Raw genomic sequence first — 14,881 nt, 5'->3', positions numbered from 1 at the left:
GATTGTAGACCTGCGCAGGAAATGCGCCTAGCGCCAGTGTGACTTTCAGGCAGTGGGTTGAAGCCATCGCCGGCTTGCCGGCGATGGGGGCAGAGCTATCAGCCCGGATGCACGTGCCCGAACAGGCTTTGCGCGACCCGGACACGCTGTTCGGCATCCTCGGTCACGCCGTCCTTGGCCAGCGCCTCGATGTGCGCCTCGATGGCATGGGTGCGTTGGGTCAGCCCGGTGTCGTTGGCGATCTGGATGTTCAGGCCAGGGCGGGCATTGAGTTCGAGAATCAACGGCCCCTTGTCCTGGTCCAGCACCATGTCCACACCGATGTAGCCCAGGCCGCACAGCTCATAGCAGCCGGCTGCCAGCTTCATGAAGCCGTCCCAGTTCGGCAGCTGTACGCCATCCACCGCATTGGTGGTGTCCGGGTGCTTGCTGATGATGTTGTTCAGCCAGGTACCGCGCAGGGTCACTCCGGTGGCCAGGTCCACACCTACGCCGATGGCGCCCTGGTGCAGGTTGGCCTTGCCGCCGGACTGGCGGGTCGGCAGGCGCAGCATGGCCATTACCGGGTAGCCCATCAGCACGATGATGCGGATGTCCGGCACACCTTCGTAACTGATGCTCTTGAAGATCTGGTCGGGGGTTACCCGGTACTCGATCAGCGCGCGGTCGCGGTGCCCGCCGAGTGAGTACAGGCCGGTCAGGATGCTGGAGACCTGATGCTCGATCTCTTCATGGCTGATGATTTTGCCGGAAACGGTGCGGTAGCGGTCCTCGAAGCGGTCGGCAATCACCAGGATGCCGTCACCGCCGGCCCCCTGGGCCGGCTTGATGACGAAGTCGTTGCGCCCGCCGATGATCTCGTGAAGCTTGTCGATCTGCTTCTCGGTCTCGATGATGCCGTACATTTCAGGCACGTGAATGCCCGCTGCCAGCGCACGCTCCTTGGTGATGATCTTGTCGTCGACGATCGGGTACAGGTTGCGCTTGTTGTACTTGAGCACATAGTCGGCATTGCGCCGGTTGATACCCATGATGCCCCGGGCCTCCAGGGCTTTCCACGTCTTGATCAGGCCAAACATCAGGCGTCAGCCTTCTTCAGGAATGCCTTGAAGCGCACCAGCTCGGTCAGGCGGTAGCCGCGGTAGCGACCCATCGCCAGCATGAAGCCCACCAGGATCAGCAGTACCGCCGGGAAGGTGAAGACGAAGTACACCAGCTCCGGCACCATCATCAGCAGGTGGGCAAGCGACGCTGCGAACAGGGTGCCGATCGCCACTTTCATGGCATGACCGCCGCCACGTTCTTCCCAGGTGATCGACAGGCGCTCGATGGTCATGGTCAGGATCACCATCGGGAACAGCGCTACCGACAGGCCGCGTTCCAGCCCCAGCTTGTGGCTGAACAGGCTGATGGCGGCAATCAATACCACGACGAAGGTCAGTACCACCGAGAGGCGCGGCAGCATCTGCAGCTTGAGGTGCTCCAGGTAGGAGCGCAGCGACAGGCCCAATGCGGTGATCACGGTGAACAGCACGATGCCGAAGCCCAGCTGGGTCTCGCGGAACGCCAGGGCGATCAGTACCGGTGTGAACGTGCCCAGGGTCTGGATGCCGATCAGGTTGCGCAGGACCAGGATCACCAGCACGCCGATCGGGATCATCACCATGATCATGAAGGTCTGCTGGGTCTGCAGCGGCAGGCCGTACAGCGAGTACTCGAGGAAGTCGGCGTCGGTGTTCTCGTCGGTCAGCTTGGCCAGGCGGATGGCGTTCATCTCGCTGTTGTTCATGCTGAAAGTGACGTTGGCTTTCTTGCCGCCATCGACGGTGACCAGGTTGTCATCACCGGTCCACCACAGCAGGCGGTCGCTGGGCAGGCCCTGCTCACCGGTGTCCGGGTTGAAGTACAGCCAGTCGCTGCCGTTGAAGCTGCGCAGCCAGAGCTCGGGGGACTGCGGCGTATCGGCCACCAGGCGGATGGTATGGACCTTTTCCATCGGTACATGCGCGATCGACAGCAGCAGGTCGATGACCTGGGCCTTCTTCATGGGCGAGGTATCGCCGGCCAGCAGCAGCTTGACGTTGTCGTCGTTGAGGTTGTTCACCCGCTTGATGGTTTCGCTGACGAAGGTCTCGACGTCGGCCGAGTGCTGGCGGATCGGCGCCATCAGGGCTTCGGCGGCGATCTTCTCGGGGCCTTCTACGGCAAGGCTGTCACGGAAGGTCGGGCCTTTGATGGCGGCCTTTTCGCTGCTGTAGCGCTTGGTCAGCACCAGGCGGTAGTAGAGGGTCTGGTTGCCGCTGGCGCGGCGGGCCGACCAGGTTACCTTGCGGTTGCCATCGGCGCGGTTGACGCTGACCCCGTAGTTGTTGGAGATGAAGCTCTCGTTGAGGCTGACATAGTCGCGGTTCAGCGGCGGTACGAACATTTGTACCTTGACCGGGTCCTTGCTGCTGGCGACGAACTCGACCTTGGCGTCGATGTTCCAAAGGTCGTCGGTTTCGTCTTCGGTCACCGGGATGCCGAGGAAGAAGATCTGATAGGCCGTGACCGCCACGCCCAACAGCACCAGTACGGTGATCAGGACTTTCAGATGGAGGGTAAGAGAGCGCATCGGGATTACTCTGCTTTGGGAGCGTCGGTGGCACAGGCAGGTTTGCCGGCCGCGTATTTAAGGCTTGGGTCGACCAGCGCGTCGAAGTGCTTGAGCGCCTCGGAACCGATCAGCAGCGGGAACTGGAACGCGCTGCGGTCGGTGAGGTTGACTTCGATGGTGCGCAGGGCCTGGCCCATGCAGATTTCGAGTTCGATGACCGGGCGGGCGGTATAGGCCTTGCCCGATTCGGCATCATAGTCGCCTGCGCGGCGCTTGATCTTGCTGACCCGCGCCAACGGGCGTTCGATGGGGTGCGAATGGGCGGCATCTATCGCCAGGTAGAAACGCACCCAGCTCTCGCCGTCGCGCTTGAAGCGCTTGATGTCGCGGGCACTCAGGGATGCGGTCTTGGCGCCGGTGTCGAGTTTGGCGGCCACTTCCAGGTCGAGGTCCCCGAGGCGGGCGTATTCGTTAAGACCGTACACGGTCTTGCCCGCCGCCTGGCCAAGGGCCGGCAGCAGGGTGAGGCATGACAGCAATAAAACGGGTGTAAGTCTCATAGTCCTGGCGCGGTGCTGTGCAAGGTTCGGGGCAAGGCGACTGGCAGGTACTGCGCAAGCTTCCTCGGTTCGTCTGTCAACAACATGAATGGATGACAGAAACGCTATCCATACTCCGTTGGAGGCGCGGCATTCTATCACGCCGATGCCTTGGCGCCAGCGCGTCGCGATCTGACAACGCCATCACTCACTAAGTTCGCGCTCAGACAATTGTCGACAATGTTCATTTTCTCTTTGACTGAATGGGCTTGTTTCGCTAGTTTCTCCTCAATGGCTTATCAAGGTGTCAACAATATGCTGGACCTCATTACCCCCAGCCCTTCAGCGCCGGATGAAACGGAAACCTTGTCCGAGCATGTCTTCCGGCGCATCCAGGCCGCGATCGTCAAGGGGGAAATAGCCCCGGGCAGCAAAATCTCCGAGCCGGAGCTGGCGCGCACCTATGGCATCAGCCGTGGCCCGCTGCGTGAGGCCATCCATCGTCTGGAGGGCCAGCGCCTGCTGGTGCGTGTGCCACATGTAGGTGCGCGCGTGGTGTCGCTCAACCATGCCGAGCTGATCGAGCTGTACGAAATCCGTGAGTCGCTGGAGGGCATGGCTTGCCGCCTGGCGGCCGAGCGCATGAGCCAAGGCGATATCGACGAGTTGCGCCGGGTGCTGGACACCCACGAACGCGACGCGGCGTTCCAGGCGGGGGTGGGTTACTACCAGCAGGAAGGCGATTACGACTTCCATTACCGGATCATCCAGGGCAGCGGCAACCAGACCCTGGTCAAGATGCTCTGCGGCGAGCTGTACCAGCTGGTGCGCATGTACCGCATCCAGTTTTCCGCCACGCCCAACCGCCCGCGCCAGGCCTTCGCCGAACACCACCGCATTCTCGATGCCATCGCCGATCGTGACGGCGAGCTGGCCGAACTCCTGATGCGCCGCCACATCGGTGCGTCCAAGCGCAACATCGAGCGTCACTACCTGGACGCCAACAATAATAGCCTTTGAGGTGAGAAATGACTGTGAAGAGCACCCCCGGTCAGCGTTTTCGCGATGCCGTTGCCGCCGAACATCCACTGCAGGTGGTCGGCGCCATCAACGCCAACCATGCGCTGCTGGCCAAGCGCGCCGGCTTCAAGGCCATCTACCTGTCCGGTGGCGGTGTCGCCGCCGGTTCGCTGGGCTTGCCGGACCTGGGCATCACCGGTCTTGATGACGTGCTGACCGATGTGCGGCGCATCACCGACGTCTGCGACCTGCCATTGCTGGTAGATGTCGACACCGGCTTCGGTGCCTCGGCCTTCAACGTTGCGCGCACGGTGCGTTCGATGAGCAAGTTCGGTGCCGCCGCCATCCATATCGAAGACCAGGTAGGCGCCAAGCGCTGCGGCCACCGGCCGAACAAGGAAATCGTCTCCCAGCAGGAGATGGTCGACCGCATCAAGGCTGCGGTCGATGCCCGTACCGATGACAGCTTCGTGATCATGGCACGTACCGATGCCCTGGCCGTGGAAGGCCTGAACGCAGCGCTCGACCGCGCCGCCGCCTGCATCGAGGCCGGCGCCGACATGATTTTCCCTGAGGCCATTACCGAACTGCAGATGTACAAGACCTTCGCCGACCGGGTGAAGGCGCCGATCCTGGCCAACATCACCGAGTTCGGTGCCACGCCGCTGTTCACCACCCAAGAGCTGGCTGGCGTGGACGTGTCGTTGGTGCTCTACCCGCTGTCGGCGTTCCGCGCCATGAACAAGGCGGCCGAGAATGTCTACACCGCGCTGCGTCGCGACGGCACGCAGAAGAATGTGATCGACACCATGCAGACCCGCATGGAGCTCTACGATGCCATTGGCTACCACGCATTCGAGCAGAGCCTCGATGCCTTGTTTGCGCAGAAAAAAGGTTGAGCCAATGCCGGCGATAGGGCCGGTACAGGCACCCTGATTTAGCCAGAACGATATCCATAACAAATTCAAGAAAGGAGAAACACCATGGCCGAAGCAAAAGTACTCAGTGGCGCAGGCCTGCGTGGCCAGGTGGCCGGCCAGACCGCTCTGTCGACCGTCGGCCAGGCCGGCGCCGGCCTGACTTACCGGGGTTATGATGTGCGCGACCTGGCAGCAGGCGCCGAATTCGAAGAAGTGGCCTACCTGCTGCTATACGGCGAGTTGCCCAGCAAGGCAGAACTTGCCGATTACAAACACAAGCTCAAGGGCCTGCGCGACCTGCCGCAGGCGCTGAAGGAAGTGCTCGAGCGCATCCCGCGCGACGCGCACCCGATGGACGTCATGCGCACCGGCTGCTCGGTGCTGGGTACGCTGGAGCCGGAGTTGACCTTCGACGCCCAGCACGACAAGACCGACCGCCTGCTGGCGCTGTTCCCGGCGGTGATGTGCTATTGGTACCGCTTCACCCACCATGGCGTACGTATCGACTGCACCAGCGATGAAGACACCCTGGGCGGGCATTTCCTGCACCTGCTGCACGGCAAGAAGCCGAGCGAGTTGCATGTCAAGGTAATGAACGTTTCGCTGATCCTGTATGCAGAGCACGAGTTCAACGCATCGACCTTCACCGCCCGGGTCTGCGCCTCGACGCTATCGGACCTGTACTCCTGCATCACCGCGGCCATCGGCTCGTTGCGCGGCCCACTGCACGGCGGTGCCAACGAGGCGGCGATGGAGCTGATCGAGCGCTTCCAGAACCCGCAGGAAGCCACCGCAGAGTTGCTGCGCATGCTCGAGCGCAAGGACAAGATCATGGGCTTTGGCCATGCCATCTACAAAGAGTCCGATCCGCGCAACGAGGTGATCAAGGATTGGTCGAAGCAGCTGGCCGACGCAGTCGGTGACAAGGTGCTGTTCCCGGTCTCAGAAGCCATCGACAAGACCATGTGGGAGCAGAAGCGTCTGTTCCCCAACGCCGATTTCTACCATGCCTCGGCGTATCACTTCATGGGCATCCCGACCAAGCTGTTCACCCCGATCTTTGTCTGCTCGCGCCTGACCGGCTGGGCAGCGCACGTGTTCGAACAGCGCGCCAACAACCGCATCATCCGCCCGAGCGCCGAGTATGTCGGCGTCGAGCAGCGCCAGTTCGTGCCAATCGAGCAGCGCTGAAACAACAGGCCCTATAGCGACCCTGTGGGAGCTGGCTCCCACAGTGATTGCAGGGCCTGTGCGTTCATCCACGACCGTACCGTGACCGAGCCGATAATTTTATGAACACTGCATACCGCAAAGCCCTGCCAGGTACTGACCTGGACTATTTCGATGCCCGTGCCGCGGTCGAGGCCATCAAGCCCGGTGCCTACGACAACCTGCCTTATACCTCGCGCGTGCTCGCCGAAAACCTGGTGCGCCGCTGCGACCCTGCAACCCTGAACGCCTCGCTCGGCCAGCTGATCGAACGCAAGCGCGACCTCGACTTCCCGTGGTTCCCGGCTCGCGTGGTGTGCCACGACATCCTCGGCCAGACCGCGCTGGTCGACCTCGCCGGCCTGCGTGACGCCATCGCCGAGAAAGGTGGCGACCCGGCGGCAGTCAACCCGGTCGTGCCGGTGCAACTGATCGTCGATCACTCGCTGGCCGTCGAGTGCGGTGGCTTCGACCCGCAGGCCTTTGACAAGAACCGCGCCATTGAAGACCGTCGCAACGAAGACCGCTTCCATTTCATCAACTGGACCAAGAAGGCGTTCAAGAACGTCGATGTGATCCAGCCCGGTAACGGCATCATGCACCAGATCAATCTGGAGAAAATGTCGCCGGTGATCCACAGCGATCGCGGTGTGGCCTACCCGGACACCTGCGTGGGCACCGACAGCCATACCCCGCATGTCGACGCGCTGGGCGTGATCGCCATCGGCGTCGGCGGCCTGGAAGCTGAAAACGTCATGCTGGGCCGGGCCTCGTGGATGCGCCTGCCGGAAATCGTCGGCGTGGAGCTGCGCGGCAAGCTGGCGCCCAACATCACCGCCACCGACCTGGTGCTGGCCTTGACCGAGTTCCTGCGCAAGCAGAAGGTGGTTGGCGCCTACCTTGAGTTCTACGGCGAAGGTGCACGCGCCCTGACCCTCGGCGACCGTGCGACCATCTCCAACATGGCACCGGAATATGGTGCAACCGCTGCAATGTTCGCCATCGACCAGCAAACCATCGACTACCTGAAACTGACCGGCCGTGAAGATCAGCAGGTGAAGCTGGTGGAAACCTACGCCAAGGCCACGGGCTTGTGGGCTGACGCGTTGGCCACGGCCGAATACGAACGCGTGCTGAACTTCGACCTGTCGAGCGTGGTGCGCAACATGGCCGGGCCGTCCAACCCGCATGCCCGTGTTGCCACCAGTGAGCTGGCAGCCAAGGGCATCGCTGGTGCCTGGGACGAGATACCGGGGCAGATGCCTGACGGCGCAGTGATCATCGCTGCGATTACCAGTTGCACCAACACCAGCAACCCGCGCAACGTGATCGCCGCTGGCCTGCTGGCGCGCAATGCCAACAAGCTCGGCCTGGCGCGCAAGCCGTGGGTCAAGTCGTCGCTCGCGCCCGGCTCCAAGGCCGTGCAGCTGTACCTGGAGGAAGCGGGGCTGGAGAAGGAGCTGGAGCAACTGGGCTTCGGTATCGTCGCCTTCGCCTGCACCACCTGCAACGGCATGTCCGGTGCTTTGGACCCGGTGATCCAGCAGGAAATCATCGACCGTGACCTCTACGCGACGGCGGTGCTCTCGGGCAACCGCAACTTCGATGGGCGCATCCACCCGTACGCCAAGCAGGCATTTCTCGCTTCGCCGCCGCTGGTGGTGGCCTATGCCATTGCCGGCACCATCCGCTTCGACATCGAGAAGGATGTACTGGGCGTAGTCGATGGTCAGCAAATCCGCCTCAAGGACATCTGGCCAAGCGACGAAGAGATCGACGCGGTGGTGCGCGCTGCGGTCAAGCCGGAGCAGTTCCGCAAGGTCTACATCCCGATGTTCGCTATCGAGCAAGACCGTGGGCCGAAAGTGGCGCCGCTTTACGAGTGGCGCCCGATGAGTACCTATATCCGCCGCCCGCCCTACTGGGAAGGCGCCCTGGCCGGTGAGCGCACGTTGCGCGGCATGCGTCCGTTGGCGGTGCTGCCCGACAACATCACCACCGACCACCTGTCACCTTCCAATGCCATCCTGCTCGACAGCGCGGCGGGTGAATACCTGGCCAAGATGGGCCTGCCGGAGGAGGACTTCAACTCCTACGCCACGCACCGCGGCGACCACCTGACGGCGCAGCGTGCCACCTTTGCCAACCCCAAGCTGTTCAACGAGATGGTGCGCAAACCCGATGGCAGCGTGCAGCAGGGTTCGCTGGCGCGCCTGGAGCCGGAGGGCAAGGTGACCCGGATGTGGGAAGCCATCGAAACCTACATGCAGCGCAAGCAGCCGCTGATCATCGTTGCCGGTGCCGACTATGGGCAAGGCTCGTCCCGCGACTGGGCGGCCAAGGGCGTGCGGCTGGCGGGCGTCGAGGCGATCGTGGCCGAAGGCTTCGAGCGCATTCACCGCACCAACCTGGTGGGCATGGGCGTGTTGCCGCTCGAATTCCTGCCGGGCACCGACCGCAAGACCCTGGGCCTGGATGGCAGCGAGACCTATGACGTGGCAGGTGAGCGCAAGCCGCGTGCAACCCTGACGCTGGTGGTCACGCGCAGCAATGGCGAACGGGTCGAGGTACCGGTGACCTGCCGGCTCGATACCGCCGAAGAGGTGTCGATCTACGAGGCGGGCGGGGTATTGCAGCGCTTTGCCCAGGATTTCCTCGAAGCCACCGCCTGAGCTTGAAAAGCGGGGCCGCGTTGCGGCCCTTTCGCGACGCAAGGCCGCTCCAACCGGGGTTGTAGGAGCGGCCTTGCGTCGCGAAGGGCTGCAAAGCAGCCCCAAGGGTATTTCGCCGGACTATCAGGACAGCACAACCATGGCACACGCACCACAAATCAAGATCCCCGCCACCTACATCCGCGGCGGCACCAGCAAAGGCGTGTTCTTCCGCCTGCAAGACCTCCCTGAACGAGCCCAAGTCCCAGGGCCGGCCCGTGACGCACTGCTCCTGCGGGTCATCGGTAGCCCCGACCCCTACGCCAAGCAGATCGACGGCATGGGCGGCGCCACCTCAAGCACCAGCAAAACCGTGATCCTGTCGCAAAGCGCCAAGCCCGACCACGACGTCGACTACCTGTTCGGCCAGGTAGCCATCGACAAGGCCTTCGTCGACTGGAGCGGCAACTGCGGCAACCTGTCTGCTGCTGTCGGTTCGTTCGCCATCAGCAGTGGCTTGGTCGAGCCGTCGCGCATCCCGCGTAATGGCGTTGCCACCGTGCGTATCTGGCAGGTCAATATCGGCAAGACCATCATCGCTCATGTGCCGATCACCGAGGGCGAAGTGCAGGAAACCGGCGACTTCGAACTCGACGGTGTGACGTTCCCGGCGGCTGAGGTGCAACTGGAGTTCCTTGATCCGGCGGCCGATGAGGGCGAAGGCGGCGGGGCGATGTTCCCTACCGGCAACCTGGTGGATGACCTGGAGGTGCCCGGTGTCGGTACCTTCAAAGCCACTTTGATCAACGCGGGGATCCCGACCATTTTCGTCAATGCCACCGATATCGGTTATGCCGGTACCGAGCTGCAGGATGCGATCAACGGCGATGCCCAGGCGCTGACGCGTTTCGAGGCGATCCGTGCCCATGGCGCCGTGCGCATGGGGCTGATCGAGCATGTCGACCAGGCGGCCGGGCGTCAGCACACGCCGAAGGTGGCTTTCGTTGCGCCGCCAAGCACCTACACTGCGTCCAGTGGCAAGGCTGTCGAGGCGGCTGACATCGACCTGCTGGTGCGTGCACTTTCCATGGGCAAGTTGCACCACGCGATGATGGGTACTGCTGCGGTGGCCATCGGTACCGCTGCTGCCATTCCAGGTACGTTGGTCAACCTCGCTGCTGGCGGGGGCGAGCGCAGTGCCGTGCGCTTCGGCCATCCCTCCGGCACTTTGCGGGTCGGGGCTCAGGCCAGCCAGGTGGATGGTGAGTGGACGGTCACCAAGGCAATCATGAGTCGTAGTGCCCGGGTGTTGATGGAAGGCTGGGTAAGGGTGCCTGGCGACAGCTTCTGACGCACCATTGGCGCTTGGCTTTGAATCAGCAGGGCCGCTGCGCGGCCCGTCGCTGGCAATCCGGTTCCTGCATTGACCGTGTGGGAGCCGGTTCACCGGCGATGGGCTGCGTAGCAGCCCCAATCAAAGGAGCTGCAAATGAGCGCCAACGTGGACCTGAACGAGCGTCCTGACTACGACGGGGTGCTGCAAACCCTTGCCGATTACGTTCTCACCTACCGCGTCGAATCCCTCGAGGCGCTGGACACCGCGCGCAATTGCCTGATGGACACCCTGGGCTGCGGCCTGTTGGCCCTGCGCTTTCCAGAGTGCACCAAGCACCTCGGCCCGCTGGTGGAGGGAACAGTGGTGCCCAATGGCGCCCGGGTGCCCGGCACCAGCTACCGGCTCGACCCGGTCAAGGCCGCCTGGGATATCGGCTGCACCGTGCGTTGGCTGGATTACAACGACACCTGGCTTGCCGCCGAGTGGGCCCACCCTTCCGATAACCTTGGGGGGATCCTCGCGGTGGCCGATCACCTGTCGCAAAAACGGGTGGCCAAGGGTGAAGGCCCGTTGCTCATGCGTGAAGTGCTCGAGGCGATGGTCATGGCCCATGAGATCCAGGGTGTGCTGGCGCTGGAAAACGCCTTCAATCGTGTCGGCCTCGACCACGTGCTGTTGGTCAAGGTGGCCTCCACGGCCGTGTGCGCCAAGCTGATGGGGGCCAATCGTGAACAACTGCTGTCGGCCCTGTCCCATGCCTTTGTCGATGGCCAGGCGCTACGCACCTACCGCCATGCACCCAACGCTGGCTCGCGCAAGTCGTGGGCCGCCGGCGATGCTTCGAGCCGTGGTGTGCGCCTGGCCGATATCGCGCTGCGTGGCGAGATGGGGGTACCCGGGGTGCTGACCGCGCCGCAGTGGGGCTTTTATGACGTGTCGTTCAGCCATACCAACAAGGACCTGGCGCTCAAGCCGTCTGCCCAGCAGACGCTGCGGGTACCGCAGGCGTTGGCCAGCTACGTGATGGAGAACGTGTTGTTCAAGGTCAGTTTCCCGGCCGAGTTCCACGCCCAGACCGCCTGCGAAGCCGCGGTCAGCCTGCACCCGCAAGTGCGCAACCGCCTGCACGAAGTCGACCGTATCGTCATCACCACCCAGGAATCGGCCATTCGCATCATCTCCAAGGTCGGCCCGCTGGCCAATGCTGCCGATCGCGACCACTGCCTGCAGTACATGGTGGCGGTGCCGCTTATATTCGGCCATCTGGTGGCCGAGCATTACGAAGATGCCTTCCACGCCGCCCACCCGAGCATCGACCGTCTGCGCGAAAAGATGGAGGTGGTCGAGGACCCTCGTTTCAGCCGTGAATACCTGGAGCCGGACAAGCGCTCGATCGCCAATGGCTTGCAGGTGTTCTTCAAGGATGGCAGCAGTACCGAACAGGTGGTGGTGGAGTACCCGGTCGGGCACCGGCGCCGGCGCGGCGAGGGCATCCCTTTGCTGGAGGCCAAGTTCAGGGACAACCTGGCGACGCGGTTTGCGCCTCAGCGTTGCCTGGAGATTTTCGAGCTGTGCGAGGATCAGCAGCGGCTGGAGGGTGCGGCGGTGCACCGGTTTGTGGATTTGTTCGTGATCTGAGGCGAGCAAAAGCAAAAAACCCCGGCATTGATGCCGGGGTTTTTTCTTGTAGCGTACCGCTGATTACGCTTGAACAACCGGGATCTTGGCGTTGGCCGCAGCTTCGCGGAACTCGGCGATCTGGTCGAAGCTCAGATAGCGGTAAACGTCGGCAGCCATGCTGTCGATGTCTTTCGCGTACTGCATGTACTCCTCGACGGTCGGCAGCTTGCCGATGATCGATGCGACAGCAGCCAGCTCGGCCGATGCCAGGTAGACGTTGGTGGCGTCGCCCAGGCGGTTCGGGAAGTTACGGGTCGACGTGGAGACCACGGTCGAACCGGTCTGCACACGTGCCTGGTTACCCATGCACAGCGAGCAGCCTGGCATTTCCATGCGCGCACCGGCCTTGCCGTAGATGCCGTAGTAGCCTTCTTCGGTCAGCTGGTGGGCGTCCATCTTGGTTGGCGGAGCCAGCCACAGACGAGTCGGAATACCGCCCTTGACCTTCTCCAGCAGCTTGCCGGCAGCGCGGAAGTGACCAATGTTGGTCATGCACGAACCGATGAACACTTCGTCGATCTTCTCGCCCTGTACCGACGACAGCAGGCGGGCGTCGTCCGGGTCGTTCGGCGCGCAGAGCACAGGCTCCTTGACGTCGGCCAGGTCGATTTCGATGATTTCGGCGTATTCGGCATCGGCGTCAGCCGACAGCAGCTCAGGCTTGGCCAGCCAGGCTTCCATGGCCTGGGCGCGACGCTCCAGGGTGCGGGCATCGCCGTAGCCTTCGCCGATCATCCAGCGCAGCAGGGTGATGTTCGACTTCAGGTACTCGGCGATGGCCTTTTCCGGCAGCTTGATGGTGCAGCCGGCAGCGGAACGCTCGGCCGAGGCGTCGGACAGTTCGAACGCTTGCTCGACGGTCAGTTCGTCCAGGCCTTCGATTTCCAGGATGCGGCCGGAGAAGGCGTTTTTCTTGCCTTTCTTCTCGACGGTCAGCAGGCCCTGCTGGATGGCGTAGTAAGGGATGGCATGCACCAGGTCACGCAGGGTGATGCCTGGCTGCAGTTTGCCCTTGAAGCGCACCAGGATCGACTCTGGCATGTCCAGCGGCATGACGCCGGTGGCGGCGGCGAAGGCCACCAGGCCGGAACCGGCCGGGAACGAGATGCCGATCGGGAAACGGGTGTGCGAGTCACCACCGGTACCGACGGTGTCAGGCATCAGCATACGGTTCAGCCAGCTGTGGATGATGCCGTCGCCTGGGCGCAGCGACACGCCGCCACGGGTGCGGATGAAGTCTGGCAGGGTGTGGTGGGTAGTGACGTCGATCGGCTTCGGATAGGCCGCGGTGTGGCAGAACGACTGCATCACCAGGTCAGCGGAGAAGCCCAGGCACGCCAGGTCTTTGAGCTCATCGCGGGTCATCGGGCCAGTGGTGTCCTGGGAGCCGACGGTGGTCATCTTCGGCTCGCAGTAAGCACCTGGGCGCACGCCCTGGCCTTCGGGCAGGCCGCAGGCACGGCCGACCATTTTCTGAGCCAGGGTGAAGCCCTTGCCGGAATCGGCAGGCTGCTCTGGCTTCTTGAACAGGTCGGATGCACCCAGGCCCAGCTCGGTACGGGCTTTTTCGGTCAGGCCACGGCCGACGATCAGCGGGATACGGCCGCCAGCGCGGACTTCATCCAGCAGTACTTCGGTTTTCAGCTCGAAGCTGGTGACCAGCTCGTCGCTGTCGTGACGGCGTACTTCACCTTTGTATGGGTAAACGTCGATGACGTCGCCCATGCCCAGGTTGGTGCAGTCGCATTCGATCGGCAGGGCACCGGCGTCTTCCATGGTGTTGTAGAAGATCGGGGCGATCTTGGTGCCGAAGCAGAAGCCACCGGCGCGCTTGTTCGGCACGTACGGGATGTCGTCGCCGAAGAACCACAGCACCGAGTTGGTGGCGGATTTGCGCGAAGAACCGGTACCGACCACGTCACCGACATAGGCGACCGGGAAGCCTTTGGCCTTGACCGCTTCGATCTGCGCCAGCGGGCCGACCGAGCCCGGCTGCTGCGGCTCGATGCCGTCGCGGGCCATTTTCAGCATGGCCAGGGCGTGCAGCGGGATGTCAGGGCGCGACCAGGCGTCCGGGGCAGGGGACAGGTCGTCAGTGTTGGTTTCGCCGGGCACCTTGAACACGGTCAGGGTGTACTTGTCGGCGATGGCCGGACGCGAGGTGAACCACTCGCCGGCAGCCCAGGATTCCAGCACGGCCTTGGCGTGAGCATTGCCCGCCTTGGCTTTTTCGGCCACGTCGTGGAAAGCATCGAACATCAGCAGGGTGTGCTTGAGCTTTTCGGCCGCGACGGCGCCCAGTTCGGCGTCATCCAGCAGCGCGACCAGCGTTTCGATGTTGTAGCCGCCCTGCATGGTACCCAGCAGCTCGGTGGCGTGCTTGCGGTCGATCAGTGGCGAGTTGGCTTCACCCTTGGCCACGGCAGACAGGAAAGCGGCCTTGACGTAGGCAGCTTCGTCGACTCCTGGTGGAACGCGGTGGGTGATCAGGTCTACGAGGAAGGCTTCTTCGCCGGCCGGCGGGTTTTTCAGCAGCTCGACCAGGCCTGCGGTTTGTTCGGCGTTCAGCGGCTGGGGCACGATACCCAGGGCGGCACGCTCTTCGATGTGTTTGCGGTAGGCTTCAAGCACAGTTATTACCCTCATCAGTGGTCCCTAAAGGGAGTCCGGGACGCTCATCCAGCATTCTCTGCACCCATGCGCCATCACGGCTTCTTGGGCCGCCCAGCCAGGGTCGCAGAGAATCCTTACAGAAGCTGCTTTCAAAGTTTTACGCCTGCAGAACGGGGGCTGATGAGGGCTGGCGCGGGCATGCGAGGGGTGCATGGCCCGGGCCAACGCCGTTCTACCGGATCAACTGTGCTCGTGACGCTTTGAAAACAGCTTCCAACGGACATTGTTGCCTTGAAAAGGCGGGATGATTCTACGGC

10 protein-coding genes are annotated in these 14,881 nt (G+C 63.0%); 6 read left to right on the top strand and 4 right to left on the bottom strand.

All coding sequences use genetic code 11. The features are described 5' to 3' along the window. Nucleotides 1-98: 98 nt before the first annotated feature. From ACMGGN_RS13200 to ACMGGN_RS13190, 3 genes are read right to left on the bottom strand one after another with little or no spacing between them, the layout of a single operon-like run. A complete protein-coding gene (locus ACMGGN_RS13200; protein WP_115275358.1) occupies nucleotides 99-1,079 on the bottom strand; it encodes an alpha-L-glutamate ligase-like protein in 981 nt (326 codons plus the stop codon). After that, on the bottom strand, nucleotides 1,079-2,614 hold the full coding sequence (locus tag ACMGGN_RS13195) for an inactive transglutaminase family protein (RefSeq protein WP_012313673.1): 1,536 nt from the start codon (nucleotides 2,612-2,614) through the stop codon (nucleotides 1,079-1,081). Before ACMGGN_RS13195 ends, ACMGGN_RS13200 begins: the two co-directional genes overlap by 1 nt. A gap of 5 nt (nucleotides 2,615-2,619) precedes the next feature. Then, nucleotides 2,620-3,156, bottom strand: coding sequence for an ATP-dependent zinc protease (locus ACMGGN_RS13190; protein ID WP_046787313.1), 537 nt, complete (start codon nucleotides 3,154-3,156; stop codon nucleotides 2,620-2,622). Between the two features lie 294 nt (nucleotides 3,157-3,450). Here ACMGGN_RS13190 and ACMGGN_RS13185 point away from each other — a divergent pair, with 294 nt between their 5' ends. The 6 genes from ACMGGN_RS13185 to prpD all read left to right on the top strand — a co-directional run bounded on the left by ACMGGN_RS13185 (nucleotide 3,451) and on the right by prpD (nucleotide 11,909). Next, nucleotides 3,451-4,155: a GntR family transcriptional regulator gene (locus tag ACMGGN_RS13185; RefSeq protein WP_046787312.1), complete on the top strand. Its 705-nt coding sequence runs from the start codon at nucleotides 3,451-3,453 to the stop codon at nucleotides 4,153-4,155. Between the two features lie 8 nt (nucleotides 4,156-4,163). Next, nucleotides 4,164-5,054: a methylisocitrate lyase gene (prpB, locus tag ACMGGN_RS13180; RefSeq protein ID WP_012313676.1), complete on the top strand. Its 891-nt coding sequence runs from the start codon at nucleotides 4,164-4,166 to the stop codon at nucleotides 5,052-5,054. A gap of 84 nt (nucleotides 5,055-5,138) precedes the next feature. After that, complete coding sequence (gene prpC / locus ACMGGN_RS13175) at nucleotides 5,139-6,266, top strand: 2-methylcitrate synthase (RefSeq protein WP_119688613.1); 1,128 nt, start codon at nucleotides 5,139-5,141, stop codon at nucleotides 6,264-6,266. A gap of 101 nt (nucleotides 6,267-6,367) precedes the next feature. Further along, a complete protein-coding gene (gene acnD, locus ACMGGN_RS13170) occupies nucleotides 6,368-8,956 on the top strand; it encodes a Fe/S-dependent 2-methylisocitrate dehydratase AcnD (protein WP_119688614.1) in 2,589 nt (862 codons plus the stop codon). Nucleotides 8,957-9,095: 139 nt separating this feature from the next. Then, nucleotides 9,096-10,286, top strand: a complete 1,191-nt coding sequence (prpF, locus tag ACMGGN_RS13165) for a 2-methylaconitate cis-trans isomerase PrpF (RefSeq protein WP_414156032.1) — start codon at nucleotides 9,096-9,098, stop codon at nucleotides 10,284-10,286. A gap of 138 nt (nucleotides 10,287-10,424) precedes the next feature. After that, the gene (gene prpD / locus ACMGGN_RS13160; protein ID WP_115275354.1) at nucleotides 10,425-11,909 is read left to right on the top strand and encodes a 2-methylcitrate dehydratase; all 1,485 of its coding nucleotides are present in this window, start codon (nucleotides 10,425-10,427) and stop codon (nucleotides 11,907-11,909) included. Nucleotides 11,910-11,972: 63 nt separating this feature from the next. Here the strand turns inward: prpD and acnB are convergent, their stop codons facing one another. Next, nucleotides 11,973-14,582 carry a bifunctional aconitate hydratase 2/2-methylisocitrate dehydratase gene (acnB, locus tag ACMGGN_RS13155; protein ID WP_414156835.1) on the bottom strand — a complete coding sequence of 870 codons (2,610 nt, stop codon included), beginning with the start codon at nucleotides 14,580-14,582 and terminating at the stop codon, nucleotides 11,973-11,975. Nucleotides 14,583-14,881 lie beyond the last annotated feature (299 nt).

Source organism: Pseudomonas sp. BNK-30, from assembly GCF_047456185.1.
Classification (GTDB): Bacteria; Pseudomonadota; Gammaproteobacteria; order Pseudomonadales; family Pseudomonadaceae; genus Aquipseudomonas; species Aquipseudomonas putida_E.
Note: the sequence above shows the minus strand (reverse complement) of the source record. Positions and strands in the feature narration are given on the sequence as shown.